A 17,220-nucleotide genomic window follows, 5' to 3' on the forward strand; every position below is an offset into this window, starting at 1 on the left:
GACACGCTCGCCCGCACTCCCAAGCAGTCCTACTTCTGGTACCGGGACCTGATCCGGGCCCAGCGATGACGATCACCGCACTCGCCGAGCCGGTCGAGCGCATCCCGGCCCGGTGGACCGCCGCGATCTCCCTGGCCAACGTCGGGCTGTTCACCGCCTGGTACGGGCCGATCCAGGTACTGCTCGGCAAGCAGGCCGAAAGCCTTGCGCCGCAAAGCAAAGAGGCGGCGCTCGGGCTGGTGGTCGGGGTCGGGGCGTTGTTCTCCATGCTCGCCAACCCGGTGTTCGGCGCGCTGTCCGACCGCACCACCTCCCGGTACGGGCGGCGACTGCCGTGGACGGTGCTCGGCGCGCTGGGCGGGGCGGTCAGCCTGCTGCTGCTGGCCGGCGCGCCCAACGTGGCGATGATGCTGCTCGCCTGGTGTCTGGTGCAGATCACGCTGAACGCGATGTTCGCCGCGATCGTCGCGGCCGTGCCGGACCAGGTTCCGCACCCGCAGCGCGGCATGGTCGGCGGCTGGCTCGGGGTCGCCCAGACGCTCGGCATCGTGGTCGGGTCCGGGCTGGCCGCGGCGGCCGGCGGGCTGGTCGCCGGTTACCTTGCCTGCGCGGCGTTCCTGCTCGTGGCGACCGTGCCGTACCTGATGATGCGCCGGGACTCGGTCCTGCCACCCGGGCAACGCCCGCCCTGGAACTGGCGGGCATTCTGGATCAGCCCGCGCCGGCACCCCGACTTCGGTTGGGCCTGGCTGACCCGGTTCCTGATCAACCTGGGCAACGCGATCGCGATCGTGTACCTGCTGTACTTCCTGCAGGACCGGGTGCGCTATCCCGACCCGGAAGGCGGCGTGTTCACCCTCACCGCCATCTACGCCGCCACCCTGCTGTTGACCGTCGTGGCCGGCGGCATCGCCTCCGACCGCCTGGGCCGCCGCCGCATCTTCGTCCTGGTGTCCGGCATCGTCGTCGCGGCCGCCGCGCTCATCCTCGCCCTGGTCCCCACCTGGACCGGCGCCGTCATCGCCGCCGCCATCCTCGGCCTCGGCTTCGGCGTCTACACCTCGGTCGACTTCGCCCTGATGACCGAGGTCCTCCCCGCGGCCACCGACCGCGGCAAAGACCTAGGCGTGATCAACATCGCCAACACCCTCCCCCAGGTCCTCGCCCCAGCCATAGCCGCCCCCATCGTCACGCACCTGGGCGGCTACCCCATCCTCTACCTCGTCTGCGCCACCATCGGCCTCACCGGCGCCGTGCTGGTCTACCGCATCCGCTCAGTCCGCTAAGGCAACTCCGGCTCCACCAACTTCGCCATGTCCATCGCCAACTCGCACGCCTTGTCCACATCGGTGCCGGCGGTGGCCTGCAGCTCCACCCTGGACGAGTTGGTGACCCCGAGGATCACGGCACAGGGCGTCGTGCCACCGGCCTCCTTGCTCCGCACAGCCTGGTGATCGCCGATGTTCGGCAACTGCTCGATCGGTACCCCGCTGGGGATGTCATCGATCCCGGCCTTGTCGAGCAGGCCGACGCCGAGGATGTAGGTGTCCTTGGGCCCCCGCACCTTCCATTGACAGAGCCGGGTATCCAAGATCTTGCGGCGCTCGCCTGCGGCGGTGATCCCGAGTGTGGCCTTGGCGGACGCGGTGAGCAGCGCGCACGGATCGAGGTCAGCCAACGGGCTGCCGCCGGTCTGCGGCCTGGTCGTCGGCCTGCTGCTGGGATTGGCGCTGGGGCGCGAGGTCGAGGTGCCGCCGACGTCGCCCTCGGGCAACGGCTGACCGGCGGTCGACGTCGCGCAGGAAGTCACAGCGGCTGACACGGCCACGATCGCGACAACCAGACCAAGGTGCCTCACGATAGACCCGACTACCTTTCCGCTAGATCGACTGCTGCCGAGCGGCGCCTTGCTCTTCCATGGCCTGATAGTTGCGCATGGCGTCGTTGATGCCCTGTTCGGCTGCCTCCAGCGACTCCATCAACCTGGTCAGCATCGGCATGAACCCCTGATCGTCCTGCCCCACATCGGTGTCGACCTTCGTCATGACGTTGGCCCCATGGCTCTGGCCAAGCGGAATGTTCCGGTTTGCGAAGGCCCAGTCGGACTGAATCAGGGCGATGCCGTCCCTCATGTTGCGGATGGCGGACAGGAGGGCTTGGCCGCCGGTTTCGTTGACGGCGAAGCCGCCGGAGGCGGCGGTTTGGGCGAATTGCATCATGCTTGCGCCGATCGCGGCTCCTGCTGCCGCACCGGCTATTGCGGGACCGCCGGCTCCAGGGTCAAGCATGGGTGCCCCTCTCTTCCGTGGCTCGGGCCTCGTACGCACGGTACCAACGTGCCTGGGGTGGGACGGGGTGGCGGCGGGACGGGTTCCGGTAGGGGTCGAATCAGGGGCGGGGTCGGGGAAGTACCGGATTCGTGGGAAGGCGGGAGGCCGGATCCTGGTTGGGGTAACCGGGAGAAGGGACTTCACGTGGAGATCACCGGAATTATTTCGGCGCTGCTGATCGGGTTGGTGATCGGCGGGTTGGGCCGGCTGGTCGTGCCTGGCCGGCAGCACATCTCGCTGCTGCTGACGATCGGGGTCGGGGTGGTGGCGGCGCTGCTGGGAACGGCGGCGGCGAGTGTGCTGGGGGTAGCCGACACCGGCGGGGTGGACTGGATCGAGTTGGCGATGCAGGTCGGGCTGTCCGGGGCGGGAGTCGCGGCGCTGTCGGGGGCGCGTACCAAGGCTCCCAGCTAGGCGCGGACCTCATAGACGCGGTGCAGCCGGGTCTGTGCCGAGCGGCGGAACCGCGTGAAGCCGGCCCGGTCGCACAACCCGCGCAGCTGTGCCTCGGTCGCCTGCGCACCCAGCGCCCAGCCGCCCGGCTGGGCGCGCGCGCTGGGGGTGGCCACCAGGGTGGACGCCGAGTAGAACAGCCGGCCGACGTCGTTGAAGTTGTCCAGCAGGCACTCGCCGGCCATCGGCTCCACCAGCAGCCAGGTGCCGTCCGGGCCGATCGCGGCCCGGATCCGGCCGGCCCCGCCGAGCGGATCCCCCATGGCGTGCAAGGCGTTCAGGGTGCACACCAGGTCGTAGCCGGTGCCCGGGAAGTCCTGGGCGCTGGCCTCCTCGAAGCTCACCCGCTCGCCGACGCCGGCGTCCACCGCGGCCTTGCGGGCCGCCTCGACCGACGGGCGGTGCGGGTCGAACCCCACCACCGACGCGGCCGGATAGGCCTGCGCCAGCAGGATCGCCGCGGCGCCGCGGCCGCAGCCGACGTCGGCCACCCGGCCGCCGGCCGCGAGCCGGGCCGGCACCCCGGGCAGCCCCGGAACCCAGTCGGCCACCAGGTTCGTCTGGTAGCTCGAGCGGAAGAACCGGCCGATCCCGTCGAACAGGTCGTCGTCCTGGTCGGCCCACGGGACACCGGACCCGTCCTGGATGGCCCCGGCCAGCCGCTCCTCGGCCCGGAACAGCGCCGCCGCGATCATCATGCCGGGCGCCAGGAACCGCGGCCCGCCCTCGTCGGCCAGGCAGGCCGCCTGTTCGGGGCTGAGGAAGAACCGCTCGGTCGCCTCGTCGTAGCCGCAGTACCCGGCAGCCGCCTGGGCGTGCAGCCACTCGATCACGTAGCGCTCGTCGCACTCCGCCGACGCGGCGACCTCGGCTGGGGTGGCGGGACCGGTCTCGGCGAGCGCGCGGTACAGGCCGAGCCGGTCGCCGATCACGACGGTCGCGGCGTGTGCCGCTGTCGCGAGATCGGCAATCACCCGATCGGGGAATGACCGCCATTCCCCGTGGTCGGCACTGTTCATGACCCCAGTCTTCGTTGATAGGGTCGCCGGAGACATCCGAGCCCACCACCCAAACACCACGGACCCGGTCACGGATCCCAGGTGAGGGACGATGAACAGGGACGTGACGGCCAGTCATCTCGCCGGGGTATCCGAACGCGAGGCCGAGGTTCTGGCCGCGCTCGGCGAACACCTGAGCAACGCCCAGATCGCCAGCCGGATGCACATCTCCGTCCGCACCGTGGAAAGCCACGTCTCCTCGCTGCTGCGCAAGTTCCAGGTGGAGGACCGGCGCGCGCTGGCCGACCTGGCCCCGGCCGACCATCTGACCCAGGGCGAGCTGACCGGCCGCCCGGTGGCCTGGACCAGCTTCATCGGCCGGGAACGCGAGCTGGCCTCGGTCCAGGCCGCGCTGTCCGAGTCGCGGCTGGTCAGCCTGGTCGGGCCGGGCGGGGTCGGGAAGACCCGGCTGGCCGCCGCCGTGGCCGAACGGGCCGCGGCGTCCTTTCCGTACGGCGGCGCGTTCGTCGACCTGGTGCCGGTGCGCGAGGGTTTCGTCGCCCAGGCGGTGGCCGCCGTCGTCGGGGTGACCGAGCATCCGCAGCAACCGCTGGACGAGGTCGTGATCCAGGAGCTGGGCCGCGGCCGGATGCTGCTCGTGCTGGACAACTGCGAGCACCTGCTGGACGCCACGGCGGCGTTCACCGAGCGGCTGCTCACCGCCTGCCCGGAGCTGACCGTGCTGACCACCAGCCGGGAGCGGCTCGGCGCGCCCGGGGAGCGGACCATCCGGGTGCCGCCGCTGTCGCTGGTGTCCGAGGACACCGGCGGCCCGCTCGGCTCGGAGGCCGAGGCGCTGTTCCTGGACCGGGCCACCGCCGCCGACCCCGACTTCGCCGACGAGTTCTCCCAGGTGGGCCGCCTGTGTATGCGGTTGGACGGGATGCCGCTGGCCATCGAGCTGGCCGCGGCCCGCAGCGCGACGCTCGGCGTGGACGGCCTGCTCGCCGGCCTGTCCGACCACCTGCAGCTCCTGGCCGGCGGGCGCGGCAGCGACCGCCGGCACCGCTCGCTGCGGCACGTGATCGACTGGAGCCACGACCTGCTGGACGACGGCGAACGGGCGCTGTTCCGCCGGCTGGGCGTGTTCTCCGGCGGGTTCGACCTGGACGGCGGGGTGGCGGTGACCCCGGACGGGGAACGCGGCCAGGTCGCCGACCTGATCGGCCGGCTGGCCGACAAGAGCCTGCTGGTGCACCGCAGGGACGGCGGGCAGAGCCGGTGGCGGCTGCTGGAGACGGTCCGCGCCTACGCCCTTGCCAAGCTGGACGAGGCCGGCGAGGAGAGTGCGACCCGGGCCCGGCACCTGGCCTGGGCCTGCGCGACGGCCGAGCGGCTGGAGCGGTCGATCGAGGAGGGCCGGCCGTGGCGCGACGAGTTCGACGCGGTGGCCGACGATCTGCGGGCCGCGCTGACCACGGCGCCGGCCGGCCCCGGACCGCAGGACGCGCACCGGCTCGGACGCGCGCTCGGCCACCTGAGCTACGCGCGTGGCTTCATGGTCGAGGGCCAGGCGCACTACGAGACCACCGCCACTCGCGCCCCGCACCCCGGTCAGGCCGCCGCCGACCTTCGGCTCGCCGCCGACGTCGCGCTCGCCAACATGCGTGCCGACGAGGCGTTCGACCTGCTGGTCGCCGCCGCGGAGCGGGCCGCGGCGGCCGGTGACGACAGCGCCAGGGCGATCGCCCTGGCCTTCGCCGTCGTGGTCGCCGACCGGGCCCCGGCGGACTTCCCCGAGGAGATCCCGCACCAGCGACTCTGCGAGTTGCTGGCCATCGCCACCGGGATCGCCCCGGCCGGCGACCCGGTGGTCGAGGCCTACCTGACCGCGGCGGCGGCGTGGAACATCGAGCCGGACAAGACCATCCCGGACGCGGCCCAGTCGGCGGCGGCGCTGAACGCGGCCCGGGCCATCGACGACCCGGCGCTGATCAGCGGCGCGCTGGACGCGGTCACCGCCTCGCTCGCCGTCTCCGGGCAGATGCGCGCGGCCTACGAGCTGACCGCCGAGCGGGTCCGCCTGCTGGACCGGCTGCCCCGGCACGACCCGCGCGCGGGCTTCGAGGTGACCGACATCTTCCACATGGCCAACGAGTACGCGTTGATGGCCGGGGACATCCCGGCCGCGCTGGCCAACGCGCGGCAGGTCCAGTTCGAGGCGGTGATGCTCGGCCAGCCGCACAACTCGGCGAGCCAGCTGGTGCTTCCGCTGGTGTTGCGCGGCGCGTTCGACGAGGCGGTCGAGCACGCCGGGTCGATGTGGCGGGCCTGGCAACGGGCCGGGCAGCCGGCGGCCAGGTGGATGGCGCCCTCGGTCTACGCGACCGCCCTGGCGCACGGGCTGCGCGGGCAGGCGGCCGAACGGCAGACCTGGCGGGACAACGCGCTGCTGGTGATCGGCGGTCCGGATCCGGGCCGGCACCGCAACCTGCACACCTTCGCGCTGTTCGCCGACGCCCGCATCGAGCTGCACCTGGGCCGGCTGGACCGGGCGTTCGGCCACGTCCGCGACGTGATCACCCCGGACGCGCGCTGGCAGGACACCGTGCACTGGTACTACGACGCCTACGCCTGGGCGATCGCCGCCGAGGTGGCCGTCGCCGCAGGCGCCCCGGACGCGGCCGCCCGGCTGGCCGCCGCCGAACCGGCCGGCGCCGAGAACCTCTGGGCCGCCGCGTGTCTGGACCGGGCCCGGGGCCGGCTGGGCGACCGCGAAGCGCTGGAACGGTCGGTCGCCGGCTGGGAGCGCATCGACGCCCGGTTCGAGCGGGCCGTCACGCTGTTGCTGCTGGACGACCGCGCCGCCGAGGGCCGTGTCGAGCTCGCCGCGCTCGGTTGTCCGTTGCCGTGACTACAGATCTCCCCGCAGGATGCCGTACTGCACCACGTCGCGCCGTTGCCCCGCGCGTAACTGGGCGCCGCGCAGCAGGCCCTCCCGGGTGAAACCGGCCTTCTCCAGTGACCGTTGCTCGGCCACGTTGTCCACGTCGGTGCACGCCTCCACCCGGTCCAGCTCGGTGCTGGCGAACAGGTACTCGGCGAGCAGCCGCTGCACCCGGCTGCCCACCCCGCGGCCGCGCGCCTCCGGCACCAGGCCGATGCCGATGTTCCAGGCCAGGCAGCCCAGGGTGCCGCCATAGCTGACCACGTTCCAGCTGACCCCGCCGACGGGGGTGTCGTCCTCGTCGAGCACGGTGAGCCAGGTGCTCTGGTTGGGCGGCAACGGGGTCGCGCGGCGATCCGGCTCCAGGTCGAACTCGCTCGCCGCGGCCTTGAACGCCCACTCCCGCTCGCCGCGCAGCGGCTCGGCGAGCGCCACCCCGTTGCTCCGCGCGACGATCACCCGCTCGCCGGACTCCTCGTGGCGCAGGTCGGAACGCAGCAGCCCGTAGTGCGCGAAGTCCCGGCGCACCCCCTCGCGCGGCGCCACGCCACGCAGGAAGCCCTCGAGGCGGAACCCGGCCCGGGTCAGGGCGCGCCGCTCGGCGACGTTCTCCACCTCGGTGCCCGCCTCGATCCGGTCCACCGCGGTGGTGGCGAACAGGTACTCGACCAGCAGCTGTTGGGCCAGCGAGCCGACCCCGCGGCCACGGGCCGCCGGCAGCAGCCCGATCCCGATGTTCCACGCCTCGCAGGCCACCGTTCGGCCGTAGGTGACGCCGTGCCAGCTCACCGAACCGAGCAGGTCGCCGGTCGACAGGTCGAGCACCACGAGCACCTGGGGGGACACCGCGACGGTGGGCCTGCGGTCGTCCGGGTCGACGTCGAACGCGCCGTCGTCCTCGGCGCGCAGCCGGTCCAGGTCCCCGTCACCCGGAACGGCGAGCGCCACCTCGTCGCGGCTGGTGACGATCTCGCGTTGGGCAGTGTTGGATTGGCTCGCTCCGCTCGCAACCTCACTCATGCCCGCACCGTGAGGCCGACCTTCTGGAACTCCTTCACGTCGGAGTAGCCGGTCTTGGCCATCGCCCGGCGCAGCGCGCCGAACAGGTTGATCTCGCCGTCGGCGGTGTTGGACGGCCCGAACAGCAGGGTGCGCAGGTCGACCTGGTAGTCGTCGGGGATCATCGGCACGACCTGGCTGCGCGGCAGCGACGGATGCGCGGCGGCCGTGGTCCAGTACAGGCCCCGGCCCGGCGCCGAGGCGGCGCGGGCCAGCGGTGCGCCGAGCATCACCGCGTCCGCCCCGCAGGCGATCGACTTGGCGATGTCCCCGCTGGTCTGCACGCCGCCGTCGGCGATCACGTGCACGTAGCGGCCGCCGGTCTCGTCGAGGTAGTCGCGCCGGGCCGCGGCGGCGTCCACGATCGCGGTGGCCATCGGCACCCCGATGCCGAGGACGTCGCCGGTGGTCGTCACGTGGTAGTCCGAGCCGTAGCCGACGATCACCCCGGCCGCGCCGGTCCGCATCAGGTGCATCGTGGTGCGGTAGTCGTGCACCCCGCCGACGATCACCGGCACGTCCAGGTCGGCGATGAAGCTCTTGAGGTTCAACGGTTCCGCGTCCCGGGTGACGTGCTCGGCGGAGACGATCGTGCCCTGTAGCACCAGGATCTCCACGCCGGCCGCGAGCAACGCCGGGGTCAGCTCGGCGGCGCGCTGCGGGCTGACCCGGGCCGCCACGGTCACTCCCGCCGCGCTGACCTGCTTGATCGCCTCGGTGATCAGGTCGATCCGGATCGGCGCGGCGTGCAGTTCCTGCAACAGCGGCACCAGCGGGACTTCCTCGTCGCCGGACGGGCCGGAGCCGGCCGCGTCGACCAGCCGCGTGAGCGCGTCGTCGGCGTTGGGGTGCCGGGCCCACAGCCCCTCGGCGTTGATCACACCGAGCCCGCCAAGCTCGCCGATGGCAATCGCGGCCGCCGGGGATACGATCGCGTCCGTCGGGTGGGTGATCAACGGAATGTCGAACCGGTACGCGTCGATCTGCCAGGCGGTCGACACGTCCTTGGACGAGCGGGTGCGCCGTGACGGAACGATCTCCACCTCGTCGAGGCCGAACGCACGCCGGGCTGTTCGGCCCATGCCGATCTCGACAAGATCACGCATGTCGGTCCCCTTCCCGGTCAGGTCGTGGCGAGCCTATTCCCCGAGGGATCGGCCTGCCGCGTCAGCTCCTGCTGTCTGGCAAGTGGTGAGGCACCGCCGTTTGGCGGGCAGAACTAGTTGTGGGCAATCAGCTACCGTGAGCAGCTCCGGAAGCTGTTTGCTCCGGACGAAGGGCAGTCCAGGGCGAGGGAGCTTCATTGGGACGGGGGACACATGTCACCTTCCGATCGGTATTCGCCGTCCGCGAGTTCCGAGCCCTGTGGGCGGCAGAAGCCCTGTCCCAAGCCGGCGACCAGCTGGCCCGCGTGGCCCTGGCCATCCTGGTGTTCAACGAGACCCGGTCCGCCGCGCTGACCGGACTGACCTACGCGTTGACCTTCGCCCCGTCCTTCCTCGGCGGGATCTTCCTGTCCGGACTGGCCGACCGCTTTCCGCGGCGGGAGGTCATCGTCGTCACCGACGTGCTGCGCGCGCTGCTGGTCGCCCTGGTGGCCATCCCCGGCCTGCCGTTCCCGGTGGCGTTCGTGCTGATCGGCCTTACATCTTTCTTACAGGCGCCGTTCAAGGGCGCCCAGCAGGCGCTGCTGCCCACGGTGCTGCCAGGCGACCTCTACATCGTCGGCATGGGCATCCGCACGATCACCATCCAGTCGGCGCACCTGGCGGGGTTCGCCGGCGGCGGGATTCTGGTCAACGCGCTGGGCCCGTACCTGGCGCTGGCCATCGACGCGGCCACGTTTCTGGCTTCGGCACTGGTGATCCGGTTCGGCGTGCGGCGCCGGCCGGCGGCCACCTCCGGGGAGAACCGGCGCTCCATGACGGCCTCGGTGGGCGCCGGGGCGGGACACATCTGGCGCGACCGCGGCGCCCGGGTGCTGGTGCTGTTCTGCTGGCTGTCCGCGTTCCTGATCGTCTACGAGGGACTTGCGGCGCCGTACGTCGCCGAGATCGGCGGCGGCACCGTCGGGGTAGGACTACTGCTGGCGAGCGATCCACTCGGGAGCGTGATCGGGGCCCTGGTGTGGAGCCGGTTCGTGCCGGCCGTCACCCGCCCCAGACTGCTCGGCGCGGTGGCCGTGCTGAGCGCCCTACCACTGCTGCCATGCTTCTTCGCGCCGAACTTCGCGGTCTCGTTCATCCTGTTCGCCGTGGCCGGCGCGCTGGGCACCGCGCTGCTCATGCAGGCCACTGCGGCCTTCACACGGGGACTGCCGGACGAGATCCGGGCTCAGGGTGCCGGACTGATGAACTCGGGGATCGCCACCGTTCAGGGGCTTAGCCCACTGCTGGCGGGCTTGCTGGCCGACCAACTGCAGAGCACCACGCGGACGGTCGGCATTGTCGGTGTCATCGGTGTGGCCATTGCCATTCCGGCAGCCTTTGCGTGGCGCCGGGCCATGGCGGCCGATCCGGACCGCTGGACACTCGTCACTGACAATGAGTAATCAGCCTTCACGAGAACACATGGTGATTCACCTCCGGTAGCCGGGTCAGCATGCCACACCCGCCCATCTGCCTGACAGCCCTGTGGTGTGACCGATACCCTTGCCAAAAGGAGTGCGACTACAACAGGACCATTATGAGCCACGTTGGCGTGATCGCCCATAGGGTAGCCAGACCTCTGGCGTGGCCCAAACGGTGGAGCATGTGGTCGGTAGCCCGACGGGGGTGGATCGTCTACGCCCTCGCCAACGAGGTCGTGGCCCTCACCCTCACCGTCGCGTCGCTGGTCACCCACCAGGTGGGCCACGAGGATCTGCGCTGGTTCACGGTGCTGCTGGTCCTCGGCGTGGGGCAGGCGGAGATGTCCCGCCGGATCGAACGTATGCGCCGCTGGATGGGTGGCCAGACGCACATCAACGTGACCTCGGTGTGGCTGGTCGCCGGCGCGGTGCTGCTCACCCCTGGCTGGGTCTCGCTGCTGGCCGCACTGCTCTACCTGCACCTGTGGGCCCGCGTCTGGCGGCATGTCCGCAGCCGTCCGGCGCATCGCGTCGTGGCCAGCACCGCGTTCATCATGTTGTCCAGCTTCGCGGCCTCTTACGCTGTTCGGGCCTTCGGACCAGGCGATCTGGCCGATGTGGACCACTCCTCCGTTCAGGGTACGGTCGTGGTCCTTCTCGCCGCCGGGGTTTTCGAGCTGGTCAACCTCGTGATCGTGGCGACCGGCATCTTCCTGTACACCCGGGAACGCTCGGTGACCGACCTGCTGGGCACCGGCGCGGACAACGCCCTGGAGCTGGTCACGCTCTGTCTCGGCGGGCTGGTGGCGCTCGCCCTGGTCTACCAGCCGGCGCTGGCCTTACTGGTCTTCCCCCCGCTGGTGATGCTGCACCGCAATGTTCTGCTCAAACAGCTCGAGGTCGCGGCCGCCACGGATGACAAGACCGGTCTGTTCAACACGCTCGGTTGGCGCGATCTGGCCTCGCGCGAGCTCGCCCGGGCGCAACGCAGCCAGTCGACCTGCGGCGTGCTGATGGTGGATCTCGACCATTTCAAGCGGGTCAACGACACCTACGGACATCTGGCCGGCGACTCGGTCCTCAAGGCGGTCGGCGAACTGCTGCGCGCGGAGGTGCGCGACTACGACGTGGTGGGCCGGTTCGGCGGCGAGGAGTTCGCCGTCCTGCTGCCCGACATCACCGAGCAGGACTCGGTCGCGATCGCCGAGCGGATCCGCACCGCGGTCACCCAGCTCGAGGTGGGAGTGGAGATCGAGGACGACCGGGTGGCCACCATCTCCGGTCTGTCGGTGTCCATCGGGGTGGCCGTGTGCCCCGACTCAGGCACGGCCATCGAGCGGCTGCTGCTGGCCGCCGACACCGCGCTCTACAAGGCCAAGAACGACGGGCGGAACACCGTCGTCAGCGTCGGCGCCAGCATGTGACCGGTGGTCGCCGACCGGGCCCGATTCGATCCGAGACAATCCCGCCGCACACAGATTTCCGGTTCCCTCGGGGACGCCGGTTCGTTATTTGCCCGCCGGGCGAGCCGATTTCACAAATTGCCCGGCCGATTACTCTCGGCATTCACTTTGCCATCCGCCAGCGGTCCTCAAGCGGCTTCTGATAAGCGGTGTTACCATTCGCGGCCCGAGACGCCGGAAACCGATTCAGACGCGCCGGGTCACCGGCCGGTGTAATTCGGTGCCTCGACGGTCATCGTGATGTCGTGCGGGTGGCTCTCCTTCAGGCCGGCCGCGGTGATCCGGACCAGCTGGGCCTGCTGGAGCTCGGCGATGGTGCGCGAGCCGGTGTAGCCCATCCCGGACCGCAGGCCGCCGACAAGCTGGTGCACCACCTGGGACAGCGGGCCCCGGAACGGAATCCGGCCCTCGATGCCCTCGGGCACGAGCTTGTCCTCGGAGAGCAGGTCGTCCTGGAAGTATCGGTCCCGCGAGAACGACTTGCCCTCGCCCCGGGACTGCATCGCGCCGACCGAGCCCATGCCGCGGTAGATCTTGTACTGCTTGCCGCCGTGCAGGATCAGCTCGCCCGGCGACTCGGCGGTGCCGGCGAGCAGGCTGCCCAGCATGACCGCGTCCGCCCCGGCGGCGATGGCCTTGGCGATGTCGCCCGAGTACTGGATGCCGCCGTCGCCGATCACCGGCACACCGGCCGGCTGGCAGGCCTGGGCGGCCGAGTAGATCGCCGTGATCTGCGGGACCCCGACGCCGGCCACCACCCGGGTGGTGCAGATCGAGCCGGGGCCGACGCCGACCTTGACCCCGTCGACGCCCGCGTCCACAAGGGCCTGCGCGCCGGCCCGGGTGGCCACGTTGCCGCCGACCACGTCCACGGTGTCGCCCAGTTCCCGCTTGAGCCGGGCCACCATCTCCAGCACGCTGCGGGCGTGGCCGTGCGCGGTGTCCACCATGACCACGTCCACTCCGGCTTCCACCAGCGTCATGGCCCGCTTGTAGGCGTCGTCGCCGACCCCGATGGCCGCGCCGCACAGCAGCCGCCCGTCGGGATCCTTGGTGGCGTTGGGGAACTGCTCGGTCTTGACGAAGTCCTTGACCGTGATCAGCCCGGAGAGCCGGCCGGCGCCGTCCACGATCGGCAGCTTCTCCACCTTGTGCCGGCGCAGCAGCCCGAGCGCGGCGTCGGCGGACACCCCCACCTGCGCGGTGACCAGCGGCCCCTTGGTCATCACATCGCTGACCAGCTTGGTGTGATCAACCTCGAAGCGCATGTCGCGGTTGGTGATGATGCCGACCAGCCGGCCCTCGCCGTCGGTCACCGGCACGCCGGAGATCCGGTAGCGCGCGCACAGCGCGTCCACCTCGGCCAGCGTGTCGTCCGGCGCGCAGGTGATCGGGTCGGTCACCATGCCGGCCTCGGAGCGCTTGACGGTCTCGGCCTGGCGGGCCTGCTCCTCGATGGACAGGTTGCGCTGCAGGATGCCGATCCCGCCCTGCCGCGCCATGGCGATCGCCATCCGGGCCTCGGTGACGGTGTCCATCGCCGCCGACACCAGCGGAACCCGCAGGGTGATGTTGCGGGACAGCCTGGTGGACGTGGACACGGCGCTCGGCATGACGTCGGACTGCGCCGGCTGCAGCAGCACGTCGTCGAAGGTGAGACCAAGCACGGCGAACTTCTGCGGTACTCCGTCGGCCGTGAGTTCGCTGGTCATGATGTGTGGCAGACCTTCGAGAGGGGGAGTGGGCGGTGTAATGCCATGGTATCTGGACACGGGGTCGACGTGGCCGGGTACCGTGCGTGGTCGTGGCGCACGATGTTATGCCCCCGGATCCGTTCGCGGACGACCCGGACGACCCGGTCTGGTCGCTCGGCCCGGATGAGGAGCCGCCCCCGCCGGTCACCGCGGAGGAACGGTCCGAACTCCTGGCCGATCTCGCCGATCTGGCCGTCTACGAGTCCCTCCTGGCGCCCCGGGGCGTCCGCGGGGTGGTCGTCGACTGCGGCGAATGCCAGGAACCGCACTTCCACGACTGGGCTCTGCTGCGCGCCAGCCTCGAACAACTCCTCCAGGACGGCCGGATGCGCCCGCACGAGCCGGCCTTCAACCCCAGCCCGGCCGACTACGTGACGTGGGAGTACTGCAAGGGCTTCGCCGACGGCGCCAAGTCCCCCCTGCCCCGCGCCCGCCGGCTGCGCTGAGGCGCCGTCCCGCCGCTGAGTCCTTTGTGGAGGGTCAGGGGGTCGGAGTGTCGGGGTCCTCGGCGTTGCGCTGACCACCCTGCTGGCCCTGTGGCCCCTGCTGACCCTCACCCGGGACGGACTGGGGATTGGCCTTGGGGCCTTCGTTGCCGGTGCTGGGGTCGGTCTCGATGCGGCCCGGGTCGCTCGTGGTCGTCGTGGGGGTCGTGGTGGTCGTCGTGGTCTCGCTGGTTGGCGGGACCGTGGTGGTCGTGGTGCCGGGAGTGGAGGCGGTCGTGGAGCCGGCCGCGGGCACCGTCGAGGGGGACGCGGCGGGCGGCGGGGTGACACCGACGGCCGGGTTGTTCGGCAGCTTGGCGACCAGGGCGTCGTGCTGGGCGCGGAGGTCTTCCTGACCGTCTTCGGTGGCCACCGTGGGAAGAACGGTTTTGGCCTCGTCGAGCATGGTCTTGGCTTCGGCCACCTGACCGTTGGCGAGTGCTTCCTCGGCCCGGGTGAGGTCGGACTTGACGGCCTGGGCCGCTTCCACGGACCGGGCGTGGTCGGAGTACAGCACTCGGGTCAGACCCCAGAGGGTGTCGCCGGGCTCGGCGCCACGCGCGGCGAGACCGACGCCGGCGAACGCGATCGCGAGCACCGCGGCGGCGGCGGCCAGTGGCGCCAGCAGCCGGGGTCCGCGCCGCTGCCGGGCCCGGGCGGCCTGCACGGTGGCCACGGCCAGCTTGGGCTCCACCAGGTTCGCGATCGGCTCGGCGTCCACGTCCTGCCGCCAGGACAGCAGCAGCGCGGCCAGCCGGTCGTCGGTGAACCGGCCAGCCGGATCGGGCTGACCGGCGCCCAGCGCGTCGAGGAACTCGTCGTCCGCGTTCACCAGGGAGAAGTCGACGGGCTCGTCCAGCGCGCCGTTGAGCTCGGGCGGGCCGGCGATTCCGGCGGTCCGCAGCAGTGACTCGACCTCACGCTCGGGCAGCTCAGCCACTTCAGACCACCTCCTCCGCGGACAACGACTTGCGTAGCCTGGCCAGCGCTCGGTGTTGCGCCACCCGCACCGCTCCGGGCGTGGAGCCAACCGCCTCGGCGGTCTCCTCCGCGGAAAGTCCGACTACCACCCGTAACAATACGATCTCGCGCTGCTTATGGGGAAGGACCCGAAGCAACTCGCTCATCTGCTTCGTCAGCTCCTGCCGCAGCGCCCGTTGCTCAGGGCCGGCGTCGGTTTCCGGCTCATCTGGAACTTCGGCCACGGGCTCTGATCGGTTACGTCCGGCGGCTCGATGGGCATCGGCGACCTTGTGCGCGGCGATGCCGTACACGAAGGCCAGGAAGGGCCGGCCCTGGTCGCGGTAGCCAGGCAGGGCCGTGAGCACCGCGAGACACACCTCCTGGGCGACGTCGTCCGCCGAAGCGAAATTCCGTTCGTGTCTGCCTACCCGGGCGCGGCAGTACCGCACCACCAAGGGACGGATTGACGCCAGCACGCGCTCGACTGCCCGAGGGTCGCCCTCGACGGCGGCGCTTACTGAAGCGTCCAGTCCGTCCCCCGATGTGGTCATCGCAGCGAGCAGCCTCGGTGTTACGTGTGGGTACGGTTCCGGTGCCGTTACCGTCGGGAGTCGTGACCCGTCCGAATCGGCGTCGTCTACCGTACCTCGGTCGATAAGACCCTTCATGGTGCGCCTGCCACCTACCCGGCCTCGGTGGGCGCGCGACGAACGCCGCGTTCCCGCAAGGATTCTGCAGGAACGCGACGCGCGTGCAAATTGTTCCTAGGAAACGAGACCCCGGCGGAACCCATGGGCAACCGCCTGTGCCCGGTCACGCACACCGAGCTTGCGGAACATTCGCCGCGCGTGCGTCTTCACCGTGTCCTCGGACAGGTAGAGCTCCCGGCCGATCTGCCCGTTGCTCTTGCCCATCGCCATCCCGCGCAGCACCTGCAGTTCGCGGTCGGTGAGCTGGACTCCGGGGTCGGACGGCTGACGCGGCGCCGGCACCGAGGTGCTGGCCAGCGTGTGGGCGAGCGCCGCCACCAGCTCCGGCCGGGACGCGTCCCAGCGCAGGTAGCCGCGCGCCCCGCCGGCGATCGCCGCCGCGATGCTGCTGGCGTCGTCCGGGGCGCCGAACACGATCACGTTGGCCTGCGGGTTCGCGGACACCAGCCGACGGGTGGCCTCAACTCCGGTGGGCACCGCGCGTTGTGTGCCGACCAGCACGACATCGACCGGAGCTCTGGAGTATCTGGCGAGCAACTCGTCACCGTGCGCTACACAGTCAATGCGACTGACGCCGGGGACAGCGGACATGACACGAGTGAGACCCTCGCGCACCCCGCGCCGGTCGTCGCAAATCAAGACCGTCGTCACGGGGACTCCTTCCTGCAGCCGAGTGACGTTCCTACTCACGTATCGGACGCAGAGAGCGCAACCTTGACCCGATCTGGTGGCGAATCTGCGAAGAAGTTCGCCCAGTTGTCCTAGCGGGCGTAATCACCCGGTCAAGCCGGCCGGATCCGGTACCCACGGTGAGGATCGGGCAATATGCCGCCCGACCGGGTCCGTCCGTAGTAACACTGTGTGCAGGACTTCGGCTGCTTCCCGGCGGTGGGCCCGCGCCCCGGCCGGCTCCAGATCGGCCAGCAGCAGCGCGCACGGCCACACCAGCGGCAGGAGTCCATGCTCGGCGGCGTCCGACCGGGCTGCGGCGAGCAGGTCCCGGGCTCGGGTCCGGTCCCCGGCCGCGGCCAGCGCCGCACCGAGAACCAGGCCGGACTTTACCCGGTGCCGGGTCGACCCGGCATCGGCTGACCGGACGGCGGCCGCCTCCGCATGGGGTAGTGCGTGTTCCGCCCGGCCGCTGCCCAGCTCGATCTCGGCGGACACCCAGCCCAGCCGGATCGCGCCGCGCCAGCCCGGATCGCCGCGCCGCTGCGCCGCCGCCGCCAGCCGGCGCGCCTCGCCGAACCGGCCGAGCCCCACGGCATCGGCCGCCAACCCGAGCAGCGCGTCCGACCACGCCTGGGCCGCCTCCCGGGTTCCCGGCCCGGACACCTGGGACAGCGAGCGCAGCGCCGCGGCATCCAGCGTCCGGGCGCTGGCATGGCCGCCGAGCTGACGATGGTGCGAGGCGAGGGTGCTCGCGGCCAGGCCGGCGAGCACCGGATCGGCCGTGTGGCACAGCTCCCGCAGCAGGCCGCTGGCGGCG

The 17,220-nt window shown here is 71.2% G+C and carries 16 protein-coding genes; 6 read left to right on the forward strand and 10 right to left on the reverse strand.

Annotation, left to right across the window (positions count from 1 at the left end; translation table 11 throughout):
• Positions 1-65 precede the first annotated feature (65 nt).
• Positions 66-1,286, forward strand: coding sequence for an MFS transporter (locus VFO68_RS21865; RefSeq protein WP_325160218.1), 1,221 nt, complete (start codon positions 66-68; stop codon positions 1,284-1,286).
• Here the strand turns inward: VFO68_RS21865 and VFO68_RS21870 are convergent.
• Positions 1,283-1,828, reverse strand: coding sequence for a DUF3558 family protein (locus VFO68_RS21870; RefSeq protein WP_325160219.1), 546 nt, complete (start codon positions 1,826-1,828; stop codon positions 1,283-1,285). The two genes, VFO68_RS21865 and VFO68_RS21870, sit on opposite strands and share 4 nt — an antisense overlap.
• A 52-nt stretch (positions 1,829-1,880) precedes the next feature.
• Positions 1,881-2,288, reverse strand: a complete 408-nt coding sequence (locus VFO68_RS21875) for a hypothetical protein (RefSeq protein WP_325160220.1) — start codon at positions 2,286-2,288, stop codon at positions 1,881-1,883.
• Positions 2,289-2,474: 186 nt separating this feature from the next.
• Between VFO68_RS21875 and VFO68_RS21880 the strand changes: the two genes are divergently transcribed.
• Positions 2,475-2,744, forward strand: a complete 270-nt coding sequence (locus tag VFO68_RS21880; protein ID WP_325160221.1) for a GlsB/YeaQ/YmgE family stress response membrane protein — start codon at positions 2,475-2,477, stop codon at positions 2,742-2,744.
• On the opposite strand, the gene VFO68_RS21885 is transcribed toward VFO68_RS21880, so the two are convergent.
• Positions 2,741-3,802 carry a class I SAM-dependent methyltransferase gene (locus VFO68_RS21885; RefSeq protein ID WP_325160222.1) on the reverse strand — a complete coding sequence of 354 codons (1,062 nt, stop codon included), beginning with the start codon at positions 3,800-3,802 and terminating at the stop codon, positions 2,741-2,743. The genes VFO68_RS21880 and VFO68_RS21885 overlap by 4 nt on opposite strands.
• A gap of 91 nt (positions 3,803-3,893) precedes the next feature.
• On the opposite strand from VFO68_RS21885, the gene VFO68_RS21890 reads away from it, so the two are divergent.
• Complete coding sequence (locus tag VFO68_RS21890; RefSeq protein ID WP_325160223.1) at positions 3,894-6,695, forward strand: ATP-binding protein; 2,802 nt, start codon at positions 3,894-3,896, stop codon at positions 6,693-6,695.
• Here VFO68_RS21890 and VFO68_RS21895 read toward each other — a convergent pair whose 3' ends face one another.
• Together VFO68_RS21895 and VFO68_RS21900 are read right to left on the reverse strand one after the other, a co-directional pair.
• Positions 6,696-7,748, reverse strand: a complete 1,053-nt coding sequence (locus VFO68_RS21895; RefSeq protein ID WP_325160224.1) for a GNAT family N-acetyltransferase — start codon at positions 7,746-7,748, stop codon at positions 6,696-6,698.
• Positions 7,745-8,893, reverse strand: coding sequence for a GuaB3 family IMP dehydrogenase-related protein (locus tag VFO68_RS21900; RefSeq protein WP_325160225.1), 1,149 nt, complete (start codon positions 8,891-8,893; stop codon positions 7,745-7,747). Before VFO68_RS21900 ends, VFO68_RS21895 begins: the two co-directional genes overlap by 4 nt.
• A gap of 197 nt (positions 8,894-9,090) precedes the next feature.
• On the opposite strand from VFO68_RS21900, the gene VFO68_RS21905 reads away from it, so the two are divergent.
• Positions 9,091-10,338, forward strand: a complete 1,248-nt coding sequence (locus tag VFO68_RS21905) for an MFS transporter (protein ID WP_325160226.1) — start codon at positions 9,091-9,093, stop codon at positions 10,336-10,338.
• 200 nt (positions 10,339-10,538) lie between these two features.
• Positions 10,539-11,780 carry a GGDEF domain-containing protein gene (locus VFO68_RS21910; protein WP_325160227.1) on the forward strand — a complete coding sequence of 414 codons (1,242 nt, stop codon included), beginning with the start codon at positions 10,539-10,541 and terminating at the stop codon, positions 11,778-11,780.
• Between the two features lie 239 nt (positions 11,781-12,019).
• Here VFO68_RS21910 and guaB read toward each other — a convergent pair whose 3' ends face one another.
• Positions 12,020-13,531 (reverse strand): IMP dehydrogenase, encoded by a 1,512-nt coding sequence (guaB, locus tag VFO68_RS21915; protein WP_325160228.1) that lies wholly within the window; start codon positions 13,529-13,531, stop codon positions 12,020-12,022.
• Between the two features lie 107 nt (positions 13,532-13,638).
• Here guaB and VFO68_RS21920 point away from each other — a divergent pair, with 107 nt between their 5' ends.
• Positions 13,639-14,019 (forward strand): DUF5319 domain-containing protein, encoded by a 381-nt coding sequence (locus VFO68_RS21920; protein WP_325160233.1) that lies wholly within the window; start codon positions 13,639-13,641, stop codon positions 14,017-14,019.
• Between the two features lie 34 nt (positions 14,020-14,053).
• On the opposite strand, the gene VFO68_RS21925 is transcribed toward VFO68_RS21920, so the two are convergent.
• The 4 genes from VFO68_RS21925 to VFO68_RS21940 all read right to left on the reverse strand — a co-directional run.
• Positions 14,054-14,998 carry an anti-sigma-D factor RsdA gene (locus VFO68_RS21925; protein ID WP_325160229.1) on the reverse strand — a complete coding sequence of 315 codons (945 nt, stop codon included), beginning with the start codon at positions 14,996-14,998 and terminating at the stop codon, positions 14,054-14,056.
• 1 nt (position 14,999) lies between these two features.
• Positions 15,000-15,572: a sigma-70 family RNA polymerase sigma factor gene (locus VFO68_RS21930; protein WP_325160230.1), complete on the reverse strand. Its 573-nt coding sequence runs from the start codon at positions 15,570-15,572 to the stop codon at positions 15,000-15,002.
• A gap of 213 nt (positions 15,573-15,785) precedes the next feature.
• Positions 15,786-16,382 (reverse strand): response regulator transcription factor, encoded by a 597-nt coding sequence (locus VFO68_RS21935; protein WP_325160231.1) that lies wholly within the window; start codon positions 16,380-16,382, stop codon positions 15,786-15,788.
• Positions 16,383-16,505: 123 nt separating this feature from the next.
• A partial coding sequence (locus VFO68_RS21940) for a hypothetical protein (protein ID WP_325160232.1) occupies positions 16,506-17,220 on the reverse strand: 715 nt, incomplete at its 5' end.

This window comes from Actinophytocola sp., from assembly GCF_035712165.1.
Classification (GTDB): Bacteria; Actinomycetota; Actinomycetes; order Mycobacteriales; family Pseudonocardiaceae; genus DASYTH01.

Bases quoted from the DNA above. Each gene is read 5' to 3' on its own strand.
- VFO68_RS21865 (WP_325160218.1), top strand. From the start codon at position 66: ATGACGATCACCGCACTCGCCGAGCCGGTCGAGCGCATCCCGGCCCGG.
- VFO68_RS21895 (WP_325160224.1), bottom strand. From the start codon at position 7,748: ATGAGTGAGGTTGCGAGCGGAGCGAGCCAATCCAACACTGCCCAACGC.
- VFO68_RS21875 (WP_325160220.1), bottom strand. From the start codon at position 2,288: ATGCTTGACCCTGGAGCCGGCGGTCCCGCAATAGCCGGTGCGGCAGCA.
- VFO68_RS21910 (WP_325160227.1), top strand. From the start codon at position 10,539: ATGTGGTCGGTAGCCCGACGGGGGTGGATCGTCTACGCCCTCGCCAAC.
- VFO68_RS21900 (WP_325160225.1), bottom strand. From the start codon at position 8,893: ATGCGTGATCTTGTCGAGATCGGCATGGGCCGAACAGCCCGGCGTGCG.
- VFO68_RS21920 (WP_325160233.1), top strand. From the start codon at position 13,639: ATGCCCCCGGATCCGTTCGCGGACGACCCGGACGACCCGGTCTGGTCG.
- guaB (WP_325160228.1), bottom strand. From the start codon at position 13,531: ATGACCAGCGAACTCACGGCCGACGGAGTACCGCAGAAGTTCGCCGTG.
- VFO68_RS21885 (WP_325160222.1), bottom strand. From the start codon at position 3,802: ATGAACAGTGCCGACCACGGGGAATGGCGGTCATTCCCCGATCGGGTG.
- VFO68_RS21890 (WP_325160223.1), top strand. From the start codon at position 3,894: ATGAACAGGGACGTGACGGCCAGTCATCTCGCCGGGGTATCCGAACGC.
- VFO68_RS21930 (WP_325160230.1), bottom strand. From the start codon at position 15,572: ATGACCACATCGGGGGACGGACTGGACGCTTCAGTAAGCGCCGCCGTC.